The sequence below is a fragment of the Marinobacter daqiaonensis genome (assembly GCF_900115285.1).
GTDB lineage: Bacteria > Pseudomonadota > Gammaproteobacteria > Pseudomonadales > Oleiphilaceae > Marinobacter > Marinobacter daqiaonensis.
This window is the reverse complement of the sequence record NZ_FOYW01000001.1, coordinates 381,625-402,595: the sequence shown is the minus strand read 5'-3', so window position 1 is coordinate 402,595 and position 20,971 is coordinate 381,625. Positions and strand designations below refer to the sequence as shown.

Genomic DNA, 20,971 nt, shown 5'->3' with positions numbered 1-20,971 from the left:
ATCTCCATTCATACCGTTGGTCTCAGTGTTGGTGATGGGTTTGAGATTGTTCATCATCCGGCGGCTCTATACCGGCTGTTCTCTTCAGGAAAATCTGCTCCGCGATCGCAATAACGATCATGGTTCCGACGGCCACACCGATCACGAAAGGATCGGAATTCAGCTTGACCCAGACAAAGCCCCCAAGGGCGATCAGGTCCAGGAAAATGGCAATGGCCGGCACCCAGGGGTTGGCGTTTATATCCTTGCGCAGATAGCGAAGCACCCCCCAGTGGATAGCGATGTCCATGATCAGATAAAACACGATACCCAGCGCTGCGATCCGGGTGAGGTCGAAAAACGCTGTCAGAAACACTCCCAGCACCACGGTGTAGACCAGGGTGTGCTTCTGGATACTGCCCGGCATACCAAAGTGCCGGTGAGGAACGAGCTTCATTTCCGTGAGCATGGCCAACATGCGCGAGACGGCAAAGATGCTGGCCAGAATGCCACCGGCGGTCGCCATCATGGCAATCGCCACGGTAAACCAGACAGCGTATTGCCCGAGTGCCGGGCGTGCGGCCGCAGCAAGGGAGTAGTCCCGTGTCTCGATGATTTCGGCCAGGGACAGGTTGCTGGCGACGGCGAAACCAACCAGGCCGTAGATCACCACGCAGGCGGCAATGGAAATCACGATGGCCCGGCCGACATTGCGATGGGGGTCCTTGATCTCCGAGCCGCTGTTGGTGATTGTTGTGAAACCCTTGAACGCCAGTATCCCCAGGGCGGTAGCCCCAAGGAAATTACCGACTGATCCTTTTTCACCGGGGCTCGAAATGTTGATTGCAATGCTGTCTGCCAGCCACACCCCTACGATCCCGAATATCAGTATGCCGCCAATTTTCAGGATCCCGATGAAGGACGCCACGGTCTGAATCAGCCGGTTGCTCAACAGGTTGACCAGAAACGCCGCGATGATGAGCGACACACCGAGAACGGGTACCATGCGCCCGCTTTCGTCGCCACCGAAAAGTTGCATGGTGTAGGCGCCAAAGGTCCGCGCCAGGAAGCTCTGGGCGATCACCATGGAGAAATACATCAGCAGAGCGTTGAACGCCGTGGGAAGCCGGTTTCCGTAGGCCTTGTGGAGATACATGCCGATGCCGCCGGCGGATGGCCAGGCGTTGGAGATCTTGATATAGGAATAGGCGCTGAAGCTGACGATCACAGCGGCGGCCAGAAACGCCAGCGGAAAGAGAGCGCCCGTCATCTGGGCCATCTGCCCGGTCAGAGCGAAAATACCTGCACCGATCATGACGCCGGTTCCCAGCATGACGGTACCTGCCAACGACAGGCTGCCTTCCTTGTAATGGGTGGTTCTGTCCTGCTCCCTGCTCATGTTGTCTCCTGAAGCTTTCATCCGTGGAATCTGGGGACAGCGGAAAGGCACCGTGTTATCCCTTTCAGCCGGCCTGCTCTGGGTCTGTCACTTCCTTGAAAATCCGGATAGGGGCTGAACAAGTCCGCGCTTCCCTGCACGTCAGGGTGGACGGACCGACAACGAATCCTGAACCGGGAAACAACCCGGGGCTGACTGCCCTGGGTTGTTTCCGGAGAGGTTAGAAAGCGATTCTGGCCCCGATTACCGCGAACCAGTCTTCGGTGCTTCCGCCATCGCCTTCCGCGAAATCCGCTGTATCGCCGAACTTGCGTTCGTGAACCACCCCGACATAGGGCGAGAAAGCCCGGTCGATCAGGTCATAGCTCAGCCGCAATCCCATTTCAGTGTAGTTCAGGCCTTTGCCAACGCCGATCTCCCTGTCCTCTGATAATGCCACCATGGTTTCGAAGGTGGCCGACACGATCCAGTAGTTGGTGATCAGCAGTTCGTATTCGGCCTCGAAATCCACCGAGGCATCCCCTTCGTCGCTCAGATAAAGGTTGGTATCGATTTCAAACCAGTAAGGTGCAAGGCCAGTGAGTCCCAGCACCCCATACACCCGGTCCGGGCCTTTCGGGGTATCAATCCGGATACCGCCTTTGGCATCCCAGAAATCGTCCACCGGAACCTGGGCAACGAACTGGTTTTCCACGGTTTCCCAGGCATCGTGGGTTTCTTCCCACTCGCCCTCGAACAGCCACCGGAACTTGAGTTCATCGCTACCGTAGAAGGCGTCGCCCTCCACAACCGCCAGTTCCTCGCCGGTATCGCTGTAGCGGTATTCGAATTTCTCCGCGCCGATTCCCCACTGGGCGCCAGCACTGTGGGCGTCAACTGCCCTGTCCTTGTCGGCATGGGCGGAGAGAACGGGAGCCACGATCAAAGGTAGCAGGAGCACGCCTCTGGACCATGATTTCATGCATCACCTCCTTCACGGGCTACGGCGCTGACGTCCACCTGGTCGTCGGGGCCACCCTCAACCACGATCTTGCGGAACATCCCTGCGGCGGCGTGGTAGGAAAGATGGCAGTGGAAAGCCCATTCACCGGGGGCATCCACCTCCGTTTCCATGTAGACCGTGGTGGCGGGCGCAACGCTGATGACGTGTTTGAGGGGGTTCCATTTGCCCTCCCCCACATCGAGGATGGACCACATGCCATGGAGGTGCATGGGGTGGGTCATCATGGTCTCGTTGACGAACTTGAAACGCACCCGCTCGCCGTACTGGAGCACGATGGGATCCGCATCTTCGTATTTAATCCCGTTGATGCTCCACTCATAGCGTTCCATGTTGCCGGTCAGGCGAAGCTCGATTTCCCGTGTCGGCTCCCGGTACTCGTACAGGGGATTCTGGGCCCTGAGATCGGCGTATGACAGGAACCTGCCACCATTACTGGCGACAGGGGTCAACCCGCTGCCCTGGGCATAGAAAGGGTCCTGCGGCAGCGAGCTTCCGCTACCCTGATCCATATTGCCGTGGCCCATGGCGCTGTGGTCCATGCCGGAACCCATTGCTGCGCCACCGTGATCCATACCGGCCATGTCATCATCGTTCATGTCGCCATGGTCCATGTGTCCGGCCATGTCCGCCATGGTCAACAGCGGTGGCTCCCTCAGTTCCGGTACGTCAGCGGTCATACCCTCTTTCGGTGCCAGGGTGCCCCGGGCGAAGCCGGAACGTCCCATGGATTCGGCGAAGATGGTGTAAGCCTCTTCATCCCTGATGTGGACGATGACGTCGTAGGTTTCCGCCACGCCAAGTCGGAATTCATCAACATTGACCGGCTGCACGTTATTGCCGTCGGCCTGAACCACGGTCATTGTGAGACCGGGAATGCGGATATCGAAATAGGTCATGGCGGAGGAATTGATGAACCGCAGGCGAATCCGCTCACCGGGCTCGAACAGGCCAGTCCAGTTCTGCTCCGGGCCCTTGCCGTTGATGAGCCCGGTGAAACCCTGGACGTCCTCGATATCCGCCTTCATCATGCGCATCTCGCCCCACATCATGCGGTCCCTCAGCGTCGCCACGAAACCGTTCCTGGCGGATTCGCTGAAGAAATCACCCACCGTCTGCTGCTGACGGTTGTAGTAGTCCGCCGACGTTTTCAGATTGCGCATGATGCGGTCGCCGGAGTGAGGGTGCTTGTCGGTGAGTTGCACCACATACTCCCGATCATAGCGGAAGGGTTCCCGGCCCTCGGGCTCGATCACAATTGCGCCATAGGCCCCGTTGGGTTCCTGGAAGCCGGAATGGCTGTGGAACCAGTAAGTGCCGGCCTGCACAATCGGAAACTGATAGGTGAACGTCTCCCCCGGCCTGATGCCCGGGAAGCTGATACCCGGTACCCCATCCTGCTCGAACGGAAGGATGAGGCCATGCCAGTGGATGGACGTCATCTCATCCAGGTTATTGGTGACATTGATGGTCACCTCCTCCCCTTCCCGGAAGCGCAGTATCGGCCCCGGTGATGCCCCGTTGTAGCCAATCCCCTCTTTGACAAAGTCGCCGGTGTCGATCTGGACCCGGTCAACGGAAATGTTGTACTCACCGGCATTGACAGCCAGGGAAGCAAAACCGGCCAGCAGGGCCGTTAGAATGGACCTTTTCAATGCATGCACCCGCCTATTCAAACTCGATATCCCCATACATGCCTGCCTGGTAGTGCCCCGGCACGTTGCAGGCAAACTCCAGATCGGTGGCACCGCCGAAACGCCAGACAATCTCTTTTGTCTCACCGGGCTCCATCAGCACCGCGTTGGGGGCATCGTGCTTCATGGAATGGCCGTCGCCCATGTCCATTTCCATCATCCTGTGATCGATGTGATCACCCCTGATGACTCCGTGGTCCACCATCATCTGCATGGATCGCTGGTGAGTCTCGTGCATTTGCGCGGTACCGAGGTTGAACTCGTGCACCAGGGCGCCCTTGTTTTCAATCACGAACCGCACGGTTTCTCCGGGCTTCACGGTGATGGATTCGGGCTCGTAGTAGTTGTCGTGCATTTCAACGGTAATGGTCCGGGCGGATTCCGATGCCTTGGCGGCCTCGCCCATGGCTGAACCACCTCCGTGTCCATGCCCCTGGCCGTGGGCTCCTGCCCCGAGAGCGGCCGCAGACATGGAAAAGGCTGCTGCTGCAACCATGAGATGTGATGCTTTCATCCGGTTTTCTCCTGTAATGGTTTTCCGTTCGACGCCTGTTGCCCTGCCCTGAAATTTGAGCAATGTCCGGAAACGGTTGCTACCATCGCCCATTAACCTGAATCCTTGCTGAATAACGGGATTACGTATCGTTCAGCCTCGATTCAGATCATTCTGCGATACTGGCTGTTCATGCAGGTTCCGGGAGAAAAACAGCGAATGCGACTATTGTTGGTGGAAGATGACCACCTGCTGGCCAACGGGCTCGCGAGCCAGCTGGAAAAAGTCGGTTTCAGCGTGGATGTGGCATCCACCGCCCGTGAGGCAAGAGTTCTGGGCGAGCAGGAGGACTATCGCGCGGGTGTTCTCGACCTGGGTCTGCCCGATGGCAACGGTCTGGATGTGTTGCGGAAATGGCGTGGCGGCGGAATCGACTTCCCGGTACTGATCCTGACTGCCAGAGGCGACTGGCAGGATAAGGTGAACGGCCTCAAGGCCGGAGCCGATGACTACCTGGCCAAGCCATTCCAGACAGAGGAGCTCGTGGCCCGGCTCCACGCCATCGTGCGACGCAGCGAAGGCAGAGTCATGTCCTCGGTAAAGGCTGGTCGCTTCGAGCTGGACGAGAACCGCCAGATCCTCAAAACGGAAGGCGGCGGCGAGTCCAGCCTGACCGGTACGGAATTTCGTCTGCTCCGCTGTCTCATGAGTCGACCCGGCCAGGTATTCTCCAAGGAACAGCTTATCGAGCAGCTATACAGCCTCAACGAAAGCCCGAGTGAAAATGTTATTGAGGCGTATATCCGCCGACTCAGGAAGCTGGTTGGGGCGGAAACCATCAGGACGCGGCGTGGTCAGGGGTATCTGTTTGATGACACTGTCTGAATGGCCCCGTTCGGTAAGGGGCATGCTCCTGCTGCTGCTGTTGCCGGCGGGGATCGGCCTGATGGTGTTGGCGTGGTTCATCCACGGTGTCCTGCTGGAGAGGATGTCCCGGGACTTCATCGAGAGCCGTCTACAGGACGAAGCCGCATTTCTGGAACACCAGGTACGTCAGGCCGGAGGCAGAATCGACGCACTCAGGACCGGCGATTATTTCCAGGATGTCTTCCATCATGCCTTTGCCATTGCCTCCTCATCCAGCCAGACGGTTTCGCCGGCATCCTGGGCGCCGTTACTGAGGCCTCTGCTTGCCTCCGGAGACGAGGGTGCCGTGAGAGTGCGGGATGCCAGTGAGCCGGGTGCGCCATCCGACATCCTCGCCTATCGCCGGTCGTTTCTTGTCGACGGTTCCCCCGTCACGGTTATCGTTGCGGAGGACATGGAGGCTTTAAAAAAGGGACAGGCCGAGCTGCACGCCTGGACGGCGGTGATCTCGATCCTGTTGATCGTTCTGCTGGTGGGCAGCATCTGGGTTGGAATCAGCCTTTCCCTGCAACCGGTGGTGACCCTCCAGGAGAACCTCAGGAAACTCCAGGGGGGCGAGATATCGCGGATCGATGTGAAAGGCCCCGAAGAATTCCGCCCGCTGGTCCAACAGCTCAACCAGCTGCTCGACTCGCTGGATCAGCGGCTGGAGCGCTCCCGGGAGGCCCTGGCGAACCTGTCCCACAGCGTGAAGACGCCAATAGCGGCTGTCCGTCAGATTCTCGAGGATGCCAACCGGCCCCTGGACGAGGATCTGAGGCGTGAAATGGCATCGAGGCTCGGTGATATCGACCGGCAGCTTGAGGCTGAAATGCGCCGCAGCCGGTTTGCGGGGCCTCAGATCGGGAAAAGCGCTTATCCGGTCAGACAGGCCCGGGACCTGCTATGGATGCTGGGCCGGCTGTACCCGGAAAAGTCCTTCGAGCTCTCGACGTCCCTTCCCGAGGAGTGCCGGTGGCCCATTGAAGAACATGACCTGAACGAAATTCTGGGAAATCTGCTGGATAATGCGGGTAAATGGTCGACAAAAAACGTTGAACTCTCCCTGGCCCAGAACGGGCGCCTGGCCCGAATGACGGTCACCGATGACGGTCCCGGCGTTGAACAGGGGTCCCTGGCGAGCCTGGGCCAGCGGGGATTGCGCCTGGACGAGCAAACGCCCGGCCACGGCCTTGGTCTCGCCATCGTCCGGGAGATCGTTGTCCGCTACGGGGGGCAGACGAGTTTTTCGACTGACGAAAACGGCGGCTTAAAGGTGGTGATCGACGTCGCTGTCTGAGCCTGATGACAGATCAATGTTGAACCCAGTGGTTAGCTGTATCAATTGCAGGATACCAACGGGTATTCAAGACTCATGGGGCTGGGCGTCTATTTCCTTGTTACCCGAGGAATCGGTCACTCAACTGAAAATGGGAGAAAACACGATGACGAATTTACAAAAGGCACTGATCCTCCTGGCGGGAATTTTCCTGCCTGCCCTCGGTCTGGCCCAGGGGCCCGGCCAAATGGGAGATGGCATGATGGACGGCTTTATGATGCCCGGTATGGGAATCATGGGGATATTCATGATGATTATCTGGCTACTTCTGATTGCCCTGCTGGTGCTTGGGGTTCTGGCCTTGATCAAGTATCTGCGGAACAAGTGATGAGCCGGAAAAGCCTCCACCGCCGCACTGTACTGAAGGCCATGGCGGGCACGGGTTTTCTTCTCGCCCTGTCGCCGGGGTTTCTTCTAACCGGGTGCGATGATGGCGTGATAGCGACCGAACCGGGAACACTGGGCCTTGATTCAGAGGAATACGATGTCGAGCTGGACCTTCGTGCCACACCCGACTCGGCTTCCATCCTTCCCGGCGCTCCCAGTGAGGTATGGCGCTACAGGGCGAAATTGCTGAAAGGCCCTGGCGATACCCTCTCCGAAATCCCGGACAGCTACCTGGGACCCACCATCCGGTTGCGCCGTGGCCAGACAGTGAAAATCCAGATCCACAACGAACTGCCCGAGGACACCACCGTGCACTGGCACGGGCTTCATGTACCGTCCGATGTGGACGGTCAGCCAAGACTGCCTATCCCTCCCGGTGAGACAATGACGGTCGGCTTTGAGGTTCTGGACCGGGCGGGACTGTTCTGGTACCACTCCCATGCTCACGGCGAGCAGGGTGGTCGTGTGGGGTTCCAGAGTTATGCGGGCCTCGCCGGGCTTCTGATCATTGAGGATGATGAAGAACGGGATCTGGAGCTGCCGTCCGGCGATAATGAATTACTGCTTGTTCTTCAGGACCGAACCTTTACCGGCGCCAACGAACTGGTTTATCTGGACGGCGGTATGGGCGGAATGATGGAACGTATGCGGGGTTTCCTGGGAGACCGCATGTTGGTCAACGGAGTACCTCCCGCCACACGGAAGGTCGCCAGCCGACCCTACAGGGTTCGGGTCCTGAACGGCTCCAATGCCCGCATCTATAAACTGGCCTGGAGTGACGGACGCCCCGTCACGGTTATCGGCGCCGACGGTGGCCTTCTTCGCGAACCGGAAGAAAGGCCTTATGTCATGTTGGCTCCGGCTCAGCGACTTGATATCTGGGTAGATCTTTCCGAGTCAGAACCAGGACGCTCGCTCGAGCTCATCAGCGACCATTACGATGCCGGAATGATGAGGGGCGGCATGATGGACGGCGGCATGATGGGCGGCGGTATGATGGGCGGCGGTATGATGGGCGGTATGGGAATGATGAGCAGCTCCGCCCTCCCCGTTGGCAGCCGGTTCACCCTGACCAGGCTGGAGGTGGCCGAATCGGTAGAGGCCAGCGGACAGCTACCGGCGCAGTTAGGATTGCACCGGCAAAAGATTCCGGTAAACACTGCCACTCGAGTCCGACCGTTTGAGTTAAGCATGGTAATGATGCGGGGTTTTGCCATTAACGGCCGGCGTTTTGAGGGAACCAGTGTCGCGGATGACGAGAAAGTTCGCCTTGGCGACACGGAAATCTGGGAATTCCGGAACAACACACCCATGCCCCACCCTATCCACATTCACGGTTTGCAGTTTAACGTCTTGGGGCGAAGAGGTGGCAGCCGGGACAGTGTGCGACAGGGTCTGGTGGACTCCGGCTGGCATGACACGGTTCTGGTCATGCCCCGGGAAACGGTGCAACTGGCGATGAAGTTCGAGCGCTTTGATGGCCTCTATATGTACCACTGCCATAACATGGAACATGAAGATGCGGGGATGATGCGTTATTTCAGGATAGAGGGCTGACCGAGCCAATCAAAAAGGTGCCATAACCTCGTGAACTATGCATACTGTTCGCTGTCCTATCGTTGCAACCCTGATACCCGGTGCCTGAAATCGCGATGACACTAACGAACCGCCGACTCATTCCCCTGTTGCTGTCACTACTTCTGGTGATAAGCGGGCCGGTATTGGCGATGTCTCAGGTTCCGGCCGATGAAGCAGCGCCAGCCATGGCGGACTGTGGTTCCATGGCAATGGATCAGGAACCACGTGGTGATGCCGGCTTACAGGGCCAGGGCGGCTGTCCGGAAATCCAGAATATGGTTTGCCTCGGTGCAGGTGGACTGAACTCCTGCGCGGTTACCCTTGCTACCCTTGTTTCAGCTTTCCACGGCTTTGTCCCACTCCTCTTCCAGCCTGCGTTTGTGGGCTACGCGACCCATTATCAGGCCCCCTACCTGGCAGCAATAACCCCTCCTCCTCAACGCCACTCCTGAGTTTTAACCCGGAGCTGCGCCTGTTGCGCCAGCTTGTTGACGTTAATTCTTGAATCTGAAGTCCCGCCTTGATCCATTTGTCGCGGGCTTTTAGCCGGAGTGAATCCAATGCGCAAATCAACCATTAAACTGACAGCTTTCTCAGCCGGTGTGGCGGGGATTTTCCTCGCCGCCGGCGCGACCGTTCTGGCGGTCCAGGCAAAGGAGCCCATGGAGCCATCATCAGCTCAAGTCTCCGATAGTCTTGCTGGTCCGGCGATCACCATGTACAAGAGCCCGAATTGCGGTTGCTGTCAGTCCTGGGCGGAGCACCTTGACGCCCACGGCTTCGAAATCACCATTGTCGAGACGGACAACCTCAATGAAGTCAAACAGCAACAGGGAGTGCTCCGCCAAATGGCATCCTGCCATACAGCATTGATCGGCGATCTGGTGATAGAGGGACACGTCCCGGCTGGTGACATCGTGGCCTATCTCGAAAAACCCCAGTTCAACACTCTCGGGCTCTCAGTGCCCGGCATGCCCCATGGTACGCCTGGTATGGAGACTGGCCGTAAAGACGATTACCAGGTCATTGCCTTCAATGCCAATGGCCAGCAGAGCGTATTCCGCGAACATAAAGACTACTGAGGCCCGGCTCCATGAAATCGATGATCCACACTCTGAACACCAAGGTCTGGCCCCTTTGCCTGCTCATGCTGGCCGCCTTCCTGCCGGCGTTGGCTCAGGCTCAGCCCCTTGACGATAACCAGCCGGTAACGGCTGTGACAACGGATGCCTCCGGAACCATTCTGGTCCTGCGTGGCGGAAGCCTGGTCGCCATTGAAGATGGAACAGCGGCGGTCATTCCGCTACCGGCTTCCGATGGTCAGCCAACCTCCCTCGCAAGAGGCGCGGACGGTGACGTCTATCTCGGAGGCCCCGGCATGGGTGTCTGGCGCTATGACAATGCCAGCGGGGACTGGCAGTCTCTCAATGAAAGCCTCCCCGACCTTTCGGTCAACGCAATCGCCGCCCACGCGAACCAGCCAGGGACTCTCTATGCCTACAGCGAGCAGAACGGCATGTTCCGCTCCAGGGACCGCGGCACCGAATGGGCGAGAGTGGATGGCGGCCCGCGGGAGCCGGTTCAGACATTCCTGCACTCCGATATGCCCGGCAGCATGGAAAGCGGCTGGCTTTTCGCGGGCACGACCCGCGGCGTCGCCCGGTCCATGGACTGTTTCTGCTTCTGGGGCGATGCGGGTGAATTGCGAGGTACGGTATCCGCCATTAGCTACGACCCCGCGGCTCCTGAGAATGTCTATGCCGTGATCGAAGGCGTGCTTCACCACAGCGCCGACGGCGGGGAAGCCTGGGAAGCACTGGACGTACCGCAACCGGTCACGGCCCTGGCTTTCTCTCCGGAAAAGGGCTTGGTGGCCGGTACTGTCGATGGCGACCTGCTGGCCCGAGGCTCCGCCGGCGAATGGACGCCTGTCCATGACTAAGTGGATCTGGCTGCTGGTCCTGCTCGTTGTTCCAGCCTTTGCTGTCGCCTCGGGCGGCAGCAGAGTTATTGAGGGTATGCCGGCTGACCTCATCGAGGGCCAACGGATTTACGAGCAATACTGTGCCGCCTGCCATGGTCTGCAGGGGGAAGGCGCGGCCAACTGGCAAAAACCGGATGAGAAGGGAGAAATGCCCGCCCCGCCCCACGACGAATCCGGCCATACCTGGCGCCATAGCGACGCCATGCTGTTCAGGATGATTGCGGAGGGATGGCGACATCCCTTCAACAAGTCCGATCGGCTTACCATGCCGGCTTTCAGGGACATCCTGACGGATGAAGAGATCAGGGCTGTCATTGACTACCTGAGAACATTCTGGACCGGAGAGCAGCGTCTTTATCAGCAGACTGAAAGCCAGGACATGCCTTCGAACTGATCAAAGTCATCGCGGAAACGAACTCCGTTTCGATAGTCATTGCACTACCGCATCTGGCCCCGCAGGCTGCAAGGCGAGTGTCCGGCATCCGGCATGTCCTGCCTGTGACAGCCAATTGCCGACTGAGAAGGATTCATCCGGCACAGCAGGAAAGCTGGGAAACATCTTTGGTAAAGGTCTGCGCACAGAGTTTCAGTCCCTCCACCATCGTCAGGTAGGGAAACAGTTCATTGCCGATGTCCTCTACGGTCATGCCCGCCCGCAGCGCCATCACGGCTGTCTGGATCAGCTCGCCTGCTTCGCCGGCTACGGCCTGAACGCCCAGCAGACGGCCTGAATCCTGCTCTGCCACCATCTTGATGAAACCGCCAGTGTCAAAATTCACCAGGGCCCTGGGCACATTCTCCAGCTCCAGCAACCGGGTATTCACTTTGAAGCCCTGCGCCTTTGCCCGGGCCTCAGTGAGACCGATCGTGGCAACCTGGGGGTCGGTGAACATGACCGCTGGCATAGCACTCAGGTCCAGCTTCGCCTCACCGCCGGTCATGTTTACGCCGGCCCGGCTTCCACCCGCAGCTGCGACATAGACAAATCGCGGCTGGTCCGTGCAGTCTCCTGCTGCATAAATGCCTGCAGCGGCGGTCTGCAGCCTGTCGTCAACCTGAATGGCACCACCCCGGGTTTCCACATTGATGGCCTGGAGATTCAGGTGGTCGGTGTTGGGAGTACGACCCGTTGCCACCAGCAGCTGATCGGCACGTAATTCGCCGGCGCTGGTATCCAGAATGAATTCTCCGTCGGTGTAATCGACCCTGCTCGGCTGGGTCTGAGTCATGACGGTAATGCCCTCACGTCGAAATGCCGCTTCCACAGCCTCGCCCACCGCCGGATCTTCCTGAGACAGGCACCGGCTGCGAGCCAGAACTGTCACCTGGCTGCCCAGTCGGGCGAAAGCCTGGGATAACTCCAGCGCAACAAAACCTGCGCCAAGCACGATCAGCCGTTCCGGAATACTGGCCAGTTCCAGGGCGGTGGTCGAGGTCAGATAAGGCGTATTCACAAGACCGGGAATCGGCGGAACACTGGGCCGGCTGCCCGTCCCGATGAAAGCCCTGTCGAAATGCACGTTTTGCCCGTCACCCGTTTCACGGTGGACTCGCAAGGTGCGGCCATCAATGAACCGGGCCTCACCCTGCACTACGGTTATGCCAGCATGGCCCGCGAGAATGCTTTCATATTTGGCCTCTCTCATTTCGTCGACCCTGGCCTGCTGCTGGGCAAAGAGTGCCACACGATCAACCTCCGGTGTCTGGGCGCTGAGACCTTCATCAAAGGGACTCCGCCTGCGAAGGTGCGCAATCTGCGCGGAGCGGATCATGATTTTTGAAGGCACGCAGCCGGTATTCACACAAGTGCCGCCTATGGTGCCCCGTTCTATCAACGTGACGTCGGCTCCCCGCTCAGCCGCTTTCAGGGCTGCCGCCATGGCGGAACCACCGCTGCCAATGACTGCGATTTTCAGCTTCCTCACGGGCGTGACTCCTTACAGAGCGATTCGCGGTAATAAGTGTCATACCATTTTTTCTGCGAGAGTGAGTTTATGGTCAGGCCGATGAAAAAAGCCAGTGCCGGCAGCAGCACGTAATCGAGATAACCGGTAAGGCCTTTTCTGGGCACTGCAGCAATTCCTTCTCTGAAAGTATTCGTCCCGGTAAGGTTACGACCGTACCTGACTACGGAGTCAAGTCATGAAGGATGTAGAAACCAACGTCCGCCCTGGCGACCCGGAAATCTGGAAATTCCGGAACAAGGCGCCCGTGCACATTTAGGGTTTGCAGTTAAAGTGGAAGTTCGAGGAGGCGGCAGCTGGGAGAGTCTGCGACGGGGTCTGGGGGACAGTTTGCTGAAGCAATACGGTTCTGGTCACGCCCCGCGAAACGTCGGGGTAAAGGGATTTTTGCCGGCGCCATCATGGTCTGACACGTGGGGGACAAAAACCTATATTTTATTTTTCAGTCAAGGGGGCTGCACAGCAGTCCCCTTGACTTATGCTGATCAGTTTTCCAGTTCGACCGATTCAGCCCGGAATACGCCGTCTGCCGTGAGACTACCTTCGGCTTCAGCCAGTTCGCCCACTTGCGGGAAAGCCCCCTCGGACTCGAAGCTGGTATCGGTGTCAGTGGTCACGGTAATGCCAATCATCTTGAAGTTTGGCTGAGCACTTTCCTCAACCGGCCCCCCGAGACTCGCGCTCTCGCCCTCTTCGGCGTCCCCCCGTTCAATTGACGTGGCCACCAGAGAGCCATCACTGCCCTGGTAGGCATTGACCTCGACCCACTGACCGGAAAGCAGCTTTTCAAGGCTCAGATATTTGTCATCCAACGAGCTGTCGTCTTTCAGGAACGTCCGGTCAGTAACCTTGAACTCCTGACCGAGTACGGTGATGCTGCTGGCACCGACCGCATCCAGTGTAGCCTCCACCTCAATCTCGCTCTCCTGCTCAAAGGAAATTTCCTCAGCGAACAGCACGCCGTTGGCGTCAACACGGCCTTCTACCTCGATGCGGACATCGTTGGCCAGGCTGGTGGCAGAGCCCTCCTCAAATTCGGTGCCGGCAACAATCCGGACCTGCTGGCCATTGACGACAAAACCCTCGGGGTTGAAGTTGGTGATAATGCCAACAATCTCGACAGCTTCGCCTTCTTCTGCATCCACGCCTTCCTCTTCACCCTCGATTTCGTCCGCGACAAGGACACCGTTTTGCAGAGACTGGCTGGTCTTGACCTCCACGAACAGTCCATCAGCGAGGGCAGCAATATCTTCAAGCACTGCACCGCTGTAGCTCACGGTCAGGCCACCGAGGAGGAAGGTCTCTGTAGCAGTATCCAGATCAGCGATATGACCCTTGACTTCGTATTCCGTGCTGTCGCTCTTCTCGACAAGGCTCGCCCTGAGATTACCGGTGGTGTCGAAGAAACCGCTGACCTCGACCACGGTGCCGGCCGTCAGAGTGTCAAAAGTGATATCATCGAAGACCGTATCAGCATTGACGATGACTGTTTGTCCCAGCACCACAAACAGCTTGTTGGTCAGATCGACGCTGCTGACGGGACCCTCCAGGTCATCGTCGAAACTGAGACTGGTTGCCGTTCCGGTGCCATCGCCATTGGTCTGGCCCTTGATCCGCACGATCATGCCGACTTTAAGGTCAGCTTCCGTGATGCTCATGCCGTCAGAGGTCACGTTTGCCCCCTCGACATCGTAGTGGACGCCGTTGACGATAACCGAACCGAAGCCGCTGATGGGCCCTACGGTGGTCTGACTGGTGGTTGCCGAGGTGCTTTCGGTACCGCTACCGCAAGCCGAAATGGCCGCCGCCAGTGCCGCTACACTCAGACCTTTAATCAATTGGGGTGTCATAGTCACTTCTCCGAGTTTGCCAGTTCTGTTTTCTGGCCAGGCTTCTGATGATCCGGACATCGGCGATCATGAGTGTCTCGACGTCTCATTTCTCTCACGACGGTTTATTGAAATCGTTCCAGACTTTCTGGTAACAGACTGTAATTGTCTTTAAAGGCCGATCGCCGGTCCTGACAATCCTCCGGTGGTGTTGGCGCCCGTAAAAATCACTGGCGTCATATTGAAGGCGTAACGCCTTGCTGACCGAATTGTCTAAACTGAGGGCAATGTGTCACGATTTGATGGGGAAGCAGTATGATTCTGGAGTGGTTGAACCGAAGGCTGGCGGCGTTTCTTACCAAGCGGGTGGAAAGCCGCTCGATCAGTACGACAGACTTCGAGGCCCTCCGGGATTCACTGCAGCCATGTGATGTGCTACTGATTGACGGCGATACCCGGATCAGTAAGGTCATCAAGTACCTGACCCAGTCCACCTGGTCGCACTCGGCCTTATACCTCGGGCCGGATGCGGGCTTGCCGGTGGCGGATGACGGGGAACCCCATGTGCTCATCGAGGCCGACCTGGAGGAAGGCATCCGCACCCTGCCCCTGTCCTTCTATCGCCACGATCACAGTCGCATCTGTCACCCTGTCGGGCTGCGTGAGGAGGACATCGACCATATCGCCCGCTTTTCGAAAGAGCGAATCGGTCACCAGTATGACATGAAGAATGTGTTCGATCTGGCCCGGTACCTGGTGCCACTCCCGGTACCGGGCCGATACCGGCGACGGGCGATGGCTTTTGGCAGCGGTGACCCCAGCCGAGCCATTTGCTCTTCTTTTATTGCCCAGGCCTTTCAGAGTATCCGTTACCCCATCCTGCCAAAAGTCAAAACCCTGCCCGCCGAGGATCCCCGCTGCATTCGGTGTGAGAGAGAATTGTTCAGTATCCGCCATCACTCACTCTTTACACCGCGGGATTTCGACGCCTCTCCCTACTTCCAGATCATCAAACCGTCCCTGGCGGAGGGCTTTGACTATCGGGAGATCGACTGGGAGAAGCATGAGCGGGAGAATCGGTAACGGTCAGCTCTCTGCTATCTGGCGCAGCAGAAGTTACCTTACTGACACAACTTACCGTGCATTGTTACAGGCGATTATCAGCCAGGGGCGGATCAAGGCTCATGGAGAGGATTCCGGTGCCGGCGATGCGAGAAGGTAATGCACACTGAACAGATCCTGGTCGTCAGTCCATACCCCTCGGCTTGCAAAACCGGCGCGCGCGGCCAGGTGCTGGAAGCCCTCAACGGAATACTTGTAGGAATTTTCCGTGTGTATCGATTCCCCTTCCCGGAAGCGGATGGTCTGTCCGTGGAATTGCAGGACCTGGGCGACCCGGCTGTCGAGATGCATCTCGATGCGGGATTCGTCTGTGTTGAAGAATGACCGGTGACTGAACCGTTCCCGGTCAATACAAAGGCCCAGTTCCCGCCGCAACCGGTCCAGCAGATTCAGGTTGAACTCGGCAGTAATGCCCTCTGCATCATTGTAGGCGGCTTCCAGTATCCGGATATCCTTCAGCAGGTCCACCCCGATCAGCAGCCCACTGCCCGGTGGCAACAGGTGGTGCAGACTTTTGAGAAAGCGCTCTGCCGCTTCCGGCGTGAAATTTCCGATACTGGAGCCGGGAAAGAAAGCCACCAGTCCCCTGGGTTCGATCGTTTCCGGCAGGGCCACTCCACGGGTGAAGTCGGCGCAGGCAGCGTGGACCTCCAGCCAGGGGTAGTCGGCCGCCAGCCGTCGGGTGCTCTCAATCAGAAACTCCCTGGATATGTCGATACCGAGGTAACAGTTAATCGAGAGGGAGTCCAGCAGCAGTCGCACCTTGCGACTCGCCCCGCTGCCGAACTCAACGAGGGTGGCATCCTTTCCCGCCAGGGCGGCGATTTCCGGCATGGCGTGGATCAGAATCGTCTCTTCGGTACGGGTGGGGTAGTATTCGTCAAGCTCACATATTTTCTCGAAAAGCTCCGAACCTTTCTGATCATAAAGGTATTTTGGGGAGCAGTGCTTTGGCTTTCCAGTGAGTCCAGCCAGCACTTCCTCGGTCATGGTGGGGAAGCTGTCGCCAGACAGCTGATTGTGGAAATGGATCTCTGCAATGTTCATGGGGTTGTTGCCTCCCTGGCAAGCCTGAAACCTGAAAAAGCCCAGCGGGCCGATGGCGGAAAGAAGTTGCGATACGTCGGCCGGATATGGCTTGCCGGTGTGGCGCAACAGCCTCCCCTGAGCACCATCTGTCCGGACATGAATTTGCCGTTGTACTCACCGAGACTCCCCGAGAGTGTCCTGAATCCAGGGTAGGGCCGGTAGGCGCTTCCCGTCCACTCCCAGACATCGCCGAACATCTGCAGGGGAATCTGCCGTCGGAGCGGGCCCAGGCCTTCACCCTCCGCAGCGACGGGATGCAAATACCCGCTCTCCAGAAAGTTACCATTCCAGTTACGGGCGTGGGTTGCGGCCCGCTCCCATTCCCCTTCGGTAGGCAGACGCTCTCCGGCCCAGCGGGCGAAGGCATCCGCCTCGTAGAAGCTGACATGGCATACCGGCGCATTGGGGTCCAGCCGGCGCCATCCCCTGAGGGTGAAGTGGTACCAGCGGTCATTCTCTTTCATCCAGTACAGGGGCGCGGTCCAGCCCTTCTCCCGGACCAGATGCCAGCCATCCGAAAGCCACAGCGCTGGATCCTGGTAACCGCCCTGCTCCATGAAACGCAGGTATTCCTGATTGTTCACCGGTCGCGTGGCGAGATCGAACGGTTCCAGGTACTGGCGGTGGGCCGGTCTTTCGTTATCAAATGCAAACCCTCCGTTCCCCGGCTTCACACCAACTGACACCACGCCGCCTTCATAGCTCCGCCAGCCCATGGGCACCGGATGACGTTTTGGCGGCACCTGCAGGCGCTCGGTGTAAACCGGGCGCAGGGGGTTCTGGGCCAGGATGTGCTTGATGTCCATGGCCAGCAGTTCCTGATGCTGTTGCTCGTGGTGAATACCCAGGCAGGTGCGCTCGGCGATGGCGTGGCGGTACTCCGAGGGCGGGTTATTCAACAGAAGCCCCATGGCTTCGTCCACATAATGCCGGTAACGATAGACTTCAGCGACCGTCGGCCGGGACAGCACGCCTCTCCGGGGCCGGGGAAAGGGGCTGCCATGGGTCTCGTAATAGGAATTGAACAGATGATCGTAGGCTTCATTAAGGGGCACATAACCCCGCAGAAACGGTTTCAGAAGAAAGGTCTCGAAGAACCAGGTAACGTGCCCCAGATGCCATTTCGGGGGGCTCACGTCGTCCATGCTCTGAATGACGTAATCTTCTGTTTCCAGGGGACTGCACAATTGTTCGGTAACAGCACGAACGTCCCTGAAGGCATCCAGCCAGTCTTCGGACTCGCTGTATTCCCCGGCTGATACCGGGTAAAGCGGTTCAGCATATGACATGGCGGCGCTCTCTGTCTGGTGGGGGTCTGCCCGTAGCCCGTAAATGGCCAACCACCGGTGCCTGAATCCTGCCGGCACTGCCGTGCCCGAATCGCCCTCGCCGACAGTGCCGTTGCCTCAAGTAAAGGCCGGCCCGCCGGCATCGGTCAAGTTGCCTCTGGTCCATGTTCTGGCGTGGAAGGGCGATTGCCGGGTCATTTGGGTTTCAGATTTTTCGCCTCCGGCAGCCCGGTAGCGGCGCATCACCGTGAGCGACTTTGAGTCTGGTGGTTCTCAGATATCCCCGAGGGCCAAGCCATCTTCGCGACAGACCCTCAGATACGCTCCTTCAGTGCATCAATGAAACCGTACATGTCCACCACTTTTTCGGAGTCCGGGTCGGTGGTCTTGCCCTTGAGGTCCGCAGTGACAATGCCATCAGCCACGGTGTCCTTGAGGGCCTGTTTGAGTCTTCCCGCGTACTCCGCCAGCTCCTCATTGGCCTCGCGCTCACCCAGGGTTTCCAGGGCATTGCCCAGGGCATAGATCAGTGCCGAGGGGTTGAAGTGGGCCTCCTTTCCGTTGCTTTCCTGGTATCTGACGTAGAGGTCGTGGGCGGTGCCATGGGGCGCCTCAAAGAGCATGGTGCCTTCCTTGCTCTCGATGATCGAACTGGCTGTAGCCAGGCTGCCGCCCAGGGCCGCGGAGATGTCGGAAAAAATGTCGCCATCCAGGTTCTGGGACGGATAAAGCGCGTTTCTTGGGGGGTCGGTGATCATCTTGATGAGCTGGCTGGAGGGCCGCATTATCATGAAGGACGGAGGTGGCGTATGCTGCTTGGCCAGCTCCCGGCGCACCTCGGTGATCACGTTACTGAAGACTTCGTCATACTCCATGTATTCCCGCTTCAGGCCGAAGTAGACCTCCTTTTCCTTGCGGGAGGCGTCCCGGAACACCTGGCTGACCCAGTCCTTGATCGCCTGGCGGTCGTTGGACATCAGCAGCATGGGGTCCCCTTTCTTCACACGCCTTGCGTGCCGTTCCTCACCGTCCACCACCACCTTGACGATGCCGTCCTCCCTGGCCGGGGCGTTGTAGCTGCCGTACTGGTCCCCGCCCCCCGCGCTCATACGGGAAATGGAGACATGGGCACTGCGGGGCGGGATGCCATGGAGTTTCAGCTGGTTGATCAGCTTGAAGAGTTTTCGCCCGGTGGTATTGTCCGGCACACCCCACAGGGCCCGTTTGGGTGGGTTGGAAACAATGCGGGCGGCCTGGGCATCAATCAGTTCGTAATAAAAGTTCAGGCCCAGCTGCTCGACTCGCTGCTTGTAGTCGCTCTTGTAGATCTTCTCGATGGTGGAGCGCATGGCGCCGTCGTAGCCGGGAATTACCGTGTCCTTGAGGCCCAGGTAGATATCCCGTTTTTCATCGATGGCCCGCTGGAAGAAACGGTGCGCCCAGTCGGTGATATCGTCGATGTTGTTGGTGGCAAGCAGCAGCGGGTCGCCCTTGTTGATCTCACGGCGATGCAGTTCCTCGGGGTCACCACTGCTGCCCACGAAAAGCAGCTTGATGATACCGGTGGCACGGGACAGTTCGTTGAAACTGTCCTTGATGCCGCCATCGTCCATGGTCATCACCTCGATGTCACGGTCTACCCATTCCGGGCGGCTGATCCTGAGGTTCCGGAACTGGATATCCTCCCGGGTGATGTTGCCGCCAATGCCCTTTCTTATGGCGCCGTTAGGGGATTTTGTCGCAAGTGGGTCCAGTGAGGATTCATCGATGTCGGGATGCTTTTCAAGCAGATCGTCCAGCTGCGCCCGATTGACGGTTATGCCGGCGTTCTTGATACCCACTCCGTATTTTCTGAGTGCCTCAATTGATTCGGTTACCGCATTGCCATTGGTGACCAGGCGGTTTTCGGCGGACAGGTCGATTTCCTTGAGATCAATATCCAGCTTCGAGGAGACAAAGGTTCTGAGCAGTTCCTCGAAGGCCACCTGGGCCATCTCGTCGCCGTGAAGGATAACCAGCGGCGACTCCACCTCGATCTTCTTCCCCATTATGTTCTCCTTGCTTTCAGGTCGTTGACGTGGATTTCGGATCATTACTGTTTCTTAAATGGCATGTTAGTTGGCAATAATCATCTACGCTAAGGGTGAAACCGTCGGTTAACAACCGAGGCCAACTCCCTTGACACCTGGAGGACCAGCAACATGCGACATCTGCCCTTGGCGATACTCGCCGGCTCCTGCTACCTGTTCGCGGCGGCTCCCGCTGCGGTGGCGGGCGACAGCATCGAAGTGAAGGTTCATGAGGTATCCGAAAAAGGCACGGAAGCATCCGTCGGAACGGTTACCCTGGTGGAGCACGACCATGGCGTTCTTATCCGCCCCGAACTCAAGGGTCTTGAGCCCGGGCTGCACGGCTTCCACCTGCATCAGAATCCCGATTGCGGTCCCTCCAGCAAGGATGGCAAGGTAACACCCGGTGGAGCCGCCGGCGGCCACTATGACCCCAAGGACAAGAAGTCCCATCAGGGGCCCTACTCCGATGATGGCCACCTCGGTGACCTTCCGGCGCTGTTCGTGAACGGTGATGGCCACGCGACCCATCCAGTGCTTGCCCCGCGCCTGGAACTGTCGGATTTCCACGACCGCGCGGTGGTGGTGCACCAGGGCGGTGACAACTATTCCGATGAGCCCGAAGCTCTCGGTGGTGGTGGCGCCCGCGTCGCCTGTGGTGTTATCCGGCCATAGAAACCGCTGTTGCCGACATGTCCTGCCCAGTTCACTGGAGGTAGTGTCGGCTACGCTTCTCCTCTTTACGTTGTTCGCCCTGCATTCGCAACAGGGTCGACCCCCTGGTGCATTACCACTGCGTGACTCGCGTCAGAGCACCGTCGGTCCCGTCTGACCGTCCTGACAATTCCTC

The 20,971-nt window shown here is 58.4% G+C and carries 19 protein-coding genes; 9 read left to right on the top strand and 10 right to left on the bottom strand.

Annotated elements, in window-relative coordinates:
* Positions 1 to 22: 22 nt before the first annotated feature.
* From BM346_RS01845 to BM346_RS01830, 4 genes are all read right to left on the bottom strand, one after another.
* Complete coding sequence (locus tag BM346_RS01845) at positions 23 to 1,378, bottom strand: APC family permease (protein WP_092008598.1); 1,356 nt, start codon at positions 1,376 to 1,378, stop codon at positions 23 to 25.
* A 220-nt stretch (positions 1,379 to 1,598) separates the two neighbouring features.
* Positions 1,599 to 2,339, bottom strand: coding sequence for a copper resistance protein B (locus tag BM346_RS01840; protein ID WP_092008597.1), 741 nt, complete (start codon positions 2,337 to 2,339; stop codon positions 1,599 to 1,601).
* Complete coding sequence (locus BM346_RS01835; protein WP_092008596.1) at positions 2,336 to 4,069, bottom strand: copper resistance system multicopper oxidase; 1,734 nt, start codon at positions 4,067 to 4,069, stop codon at positions 2,336 to 2,338. The genes BM346_RS01840 and BM346_RS01835 overlap by 4 nt, the downstream gene beginning before the upstream one ends.
* Positions 4,047 to 4,586, bottom strand: coding sequence for a cupredoxin domain-containing protein (locus BM346_RS01830; RefSeq protein WP_092008595.1), 540 nt, complete (start codon positions 4,584 to 4,586; stop codon positions 4,047 to 4,049). The genes BM346_RS01835 and BM346_RS01830 overlap by 23 nt, the downstream gene beginning before the upstream one ends.
* A gap of 198 nt (positions 4,587 to 4,784) precedes the next feature.
* Between BM346_RS01830 and BM346_RS01825 the strand changes: the two genes are divergently transcribed.
* The 7 genes from BM346_RS01825 (at position 4,785) to BM346_RS01790 (ending at position 11,153) form a co-directional block, all read left to right on the top strand.
* Complete coding sequence (locus BM346_RS01825) at positions 4,785 to 5,450, top strand: response regulator transcription factor (RefSeq protein ID WP_092013189.1); 666 nt, start codon at positions 4,785 to 4,787, stop codon at positions 5,448 to 5,450.
* Positions 5,437 to 6,771, top strand: a complete 1,335-nt coding sequence (locus BM346_RS01820; protein WP_092008594.1) for an ATP-binding protein — start codon at positions 5,437 to 5,439, stop codon at positions 6,769 to 6,771. Before BM346_RS01825 ends, BM346_RS01820 begins: the two co-directional genes overlap by 14 nt.
* A 145-nt stretch (positions 6,772 to 6,916) precedes the next feature.
* The gene (locus BM346_RS01815) at positions 6,917 to 7,138 is read left to right on the top strand and encodes a hypothetical protein (RefSeq protein ID WP_139229885.1); all 222 of its coding nucleotides are present in this window, start codon (positions 6,917 to 6,919) and stop codon (positions 7,136 to 7,138) included.
* Positions 7,138 to 8,754 carry a multicopper oxidase family protein gene (locus BM346_RS01810; protein ID WP_092008592.1) on the top strand — a complete coding sequence of 539 codons (1,617 nt, stop codon included), beginning with the start codon at positions 7,138 to 7,140 and terminating at the stop codon, positions 8,752 to 8,754. Before BM346_RS01815 ends, BM346_RS01810 begins: the two co-directional genes overlap by 1 nt.
* 581 nt (positions 8,755 to 9,335) lie before the next feature.
* Positions 9,336 to 9,857 carry a DUF411 domain-containing protein gene (locus tag BM346_RS01800; protein WP_092008590.1) on the top strand — a complete coding sequence of 174 codons (522 nt, stop codon included), beginning with the start codon at positions 9,336 to 9,338 and terminating at the stop codon, positions 9,855 to 9,857.
* Positions 9,858 to 9,868: 11 nt separating this feature from the next.
* Positions 9,869 to 10,717, top strand: a complete 849-nt coding sequence (locus BM346_RS01795) for a WD40/YVTN/BNR-like repeat-containing protein (protein ID WP_092008589.1) — start codon at positions 9,869 to 9,871, stop codon at positions 10,715 to 10,717.
* On the top strand, positions 10,710 to 11,153 hold the full coding sequence (locus BM346_RS01790) for a c-type cytochrome (RefSeq protein WP_092008588.1): 444 nt from the start codon (positions 10,710 to 10,712) through the stop codon (positions 11,151 to 11,153). Before BM346_RS01795 ends, BM346_RS01790 begins: the two co-directional genes overlap by 8 nt.
* 133 nt (positions 11,154 to 11,286) lie before the next feature.
* On the opposite strand, the gene merA is transcribed toward BM346_RS01790, so the two are convergent.
* From merA to BM346_RS01775, 3 genes are all read right to left on the bottom strand, one after another.
* Positions 11,287 to 12,684 (bottom strand): mercury(II) reductase, encoded by a 1,398-nt coding sequence (gene merA, locus BM346_RS01785; RefSeq protein WP_228704303.1) that lies wholly within the window; start codon positions 12,682 to 12,684, stop codon positions 11,287 to 11,289.
* The gene (locus tag BM346_RS01780) at positions 12,681 to 12,830 is read right to left on the bottom strand and encodes a mercury resistance system transport protein MerF (RefSeq protein ID WP_227662956.1); all 150 of its coding nucleotides are present in this window, start codon (positions 12,828 to 12,830) and stop codon (positions 12,681 to 12,683) included. The genes merA and BM346_RS01780 overlap by 4 nt, the downstream gene beginning before the upstream one ends.
* 378 nt (positions 12,831 to 13,208) lie before the next feature.
* Complete coding sequence (locus tag BM346_RS01775) at positions 13,209 to 14,573, bottom strand: DUF5666 domain-containing protein (RefSeq protein ID WP_092008586.1); 1,365 nt, start codon at positions 14,571 to 14,573, stop codon at positions 13,209 to 13,211.
* Between the two features lie 294 nt (positions 14,574 to 14,867).
* Between BM346_RS01775 and BM346_RS01770 the strand changes: the two genes are divergently transcribed.
* On the top strand, positions 14,868 to 15,635 hold the full coding sequence (locus BM346_RS01770; protein WP_092008585.1) for a C40 family peptidase: 768 nt from the start codon (positions 14,868 to 14,870) through the stop codon (positions 15,633 to 15,635).
* Between the two features lie 99 nt (positions 15,636 to 15,734).
* Here the strand turns inward: BM346_RS01770 and egtD are convergent, their stop codons facing one another.
* From egtD to BM346_RS01755, 3 genes are all read right to left on the bottom strand, one after another.
* Positions 15,735 to 16,721: an L-histidine N(alpha)-methyltransferase gene (egtD, locus tag BM346_RS01765; RefSeq protein ID WP_092008584.1), complete on the bottom strand. Its 987-nt coding sequence runs from the start codon at positions 16,719 to 16,721 to the stop codon at positions 15,735 to 15,737.
* Positions 16,718 to 18,052 carry an ergothioneine biosynthesis protein EgtB gene (egtB, locus tag BM346_RS01760; RefSeq protein WP_092008583.1) on the bottom strand — a complete coding sequence of 445 codons (1,335 nt, stop codon included), beginning with the start codon at positions 18,050 to 18,052 and terminating at the stop codon, positions 16,718 to 16,720. Before egtB ends, egtD begins: the two co-directional genes overlap by 4 nt.
* 314 nt (positions 18,053 to 18,366) lie before the next feature.
* Positions 18,367 to 20,100 carry an isocitrate/isopropylmalate family dehydrogenase gene (locus BM346_RS01755; protein ID WP_092008582.1) on the bottom strand — a complete coding sequence of 578 codons (1,734 nt, stop codon included), beginning with the start codon at positions 20,098 to 20,100 and terminating at the stop codon, positions 18,367 to 18,369.
* Positions 20,101 to 20,253: 153 nt separating this feature from the next.
* Here BM346_RS01755 and sodC point away from each other — a divergent pair, with 153 nt between their 5' ends.
* Positions 20,254 to 20,796: a superoxide dismutase family protein gene (sodC, locus tag BM346_RS01750; protein ID WP_092008581.1), complete on the top strand. Its 543-nt coding sequence runs from the start codon at positions 20,254 to 20,256 to the stop codon at positions 20,794 to 20,796.
* The last annotated feature ends 175 nt before the right edge of the window (positions 20,797 to 20,971 follow it).

Coding starts and splice junctions, on each gene's coding strand:
- BM346_RS01845 (WP_092008598.1), bottom strand. CDS start 1,378: ATGAGCAGGGAGCAGGACAGAACCACCCATTACAAGGAAGGCAGCCTG.
- BM346_RS01840 (WP_092008597.1), bottom strand. CDS start 2,339: ATGAAATCATGGTCCAGAGGCGTGCTCCTGCTACCTTTGATCGTGGCT.
- BM346_RS01835 (WP_092008596.1), bottom strand. CDS start 4,069: ATGGGGATATCGAGTTTGAATAGGCGGGTGCATGCATTGAAAAGGTCC.
- BM346_RS01830 (WP_092008595.1), bottom strand. CDS start 4,586: ATGAAAGCATCACATCTCATGGTTGCAGCAGCAGCCTTTTCCATGTCT.
- BM346_RS01825 (WP_092013189.1), top strand. CDS start 4,785: ATGCGACTATTGTTGGTGGAAGATGACCACCTGCTGGCCAACGGGCTC.
- BM346_RS01820 (WP_092008594.1), top strand. CDS start 5,437: ATGACACTGTCTGAATGGCCCCGTTCGGTAAGGGGCATGCTCCTGCTG.
- BM346_RS01815 (WP_139229885.1), top strand. CDS start 6,917: ATGACGAATTTACAAAAGGCACTGATCCTCCTGGCGGGAATTTTCCTG.
- BM346_RS01810 (WP_092008592.1), top strand. CDS start 7,138: ATGAGCCGGAAAAGCCTCCACCGCCGCACTGTACTGAAGGCCATGGCG.
- BM346_RS01800 (WP_092008590.1), top strand. CDS start 9,336: ATGCGCAAATCAACCATTAAACTGACAGCTTTCTCAGCCGGTGTGGCG.
- BM346_RS01795 (WP_092008589.1), top strand. CDS start 9,869: ATGAAATCGATGATCCACACTCTGAACACCAAGGTCTGGCCCCTTTGC.
- BM346_RS01790 (WP_092008588.1), top strand. CDS start 10,710: ATGACTAAGTGGATCTGGCTGCTGGTCCTGCTCGTTGTTCCAGCCTTT.
- BM346_RS01775 (WP_092008586.1), bottom strand. CDS start 14,573: ATGACACCCCAATTGATTAAAGGTCTGAGTGTAGCGGCACTGGCGGCG.
- BM346_RS01770 (WP_092008585.1), top strand. CDS start 14,868: ATGATTCTGGAGTGGTTGAACCGAAGGCTGGCGGCGTTTCTTACCAAG.
- egtD (WP_092008584.1), bottom strand. CDS start 16,721: ATGAACATTGCAGAGATCCATTTCCACAATCAGCTGTCTGGCGACAGC.
- egtB (WP_092008583.1), bottom strand. CDS start 18,052: ATGTCATATGCTGAACCGCTTTACCCGGTATCAGCCGGGGAATACAGC.
- BM346_RS01755 (WP_092008582.1), bottom strand. CDS start 20,100: ATGGGGAAGAAGATCGAGGTGGAGTCGCCGCTGGTTATCCTTCACGGC.
- sodC (WP_092008581.1), top strand. CDS start 20,254: ATGCGACATCTGCCCTTGGCGATACTCGCCGGCTCCTGCTACCTGTTC.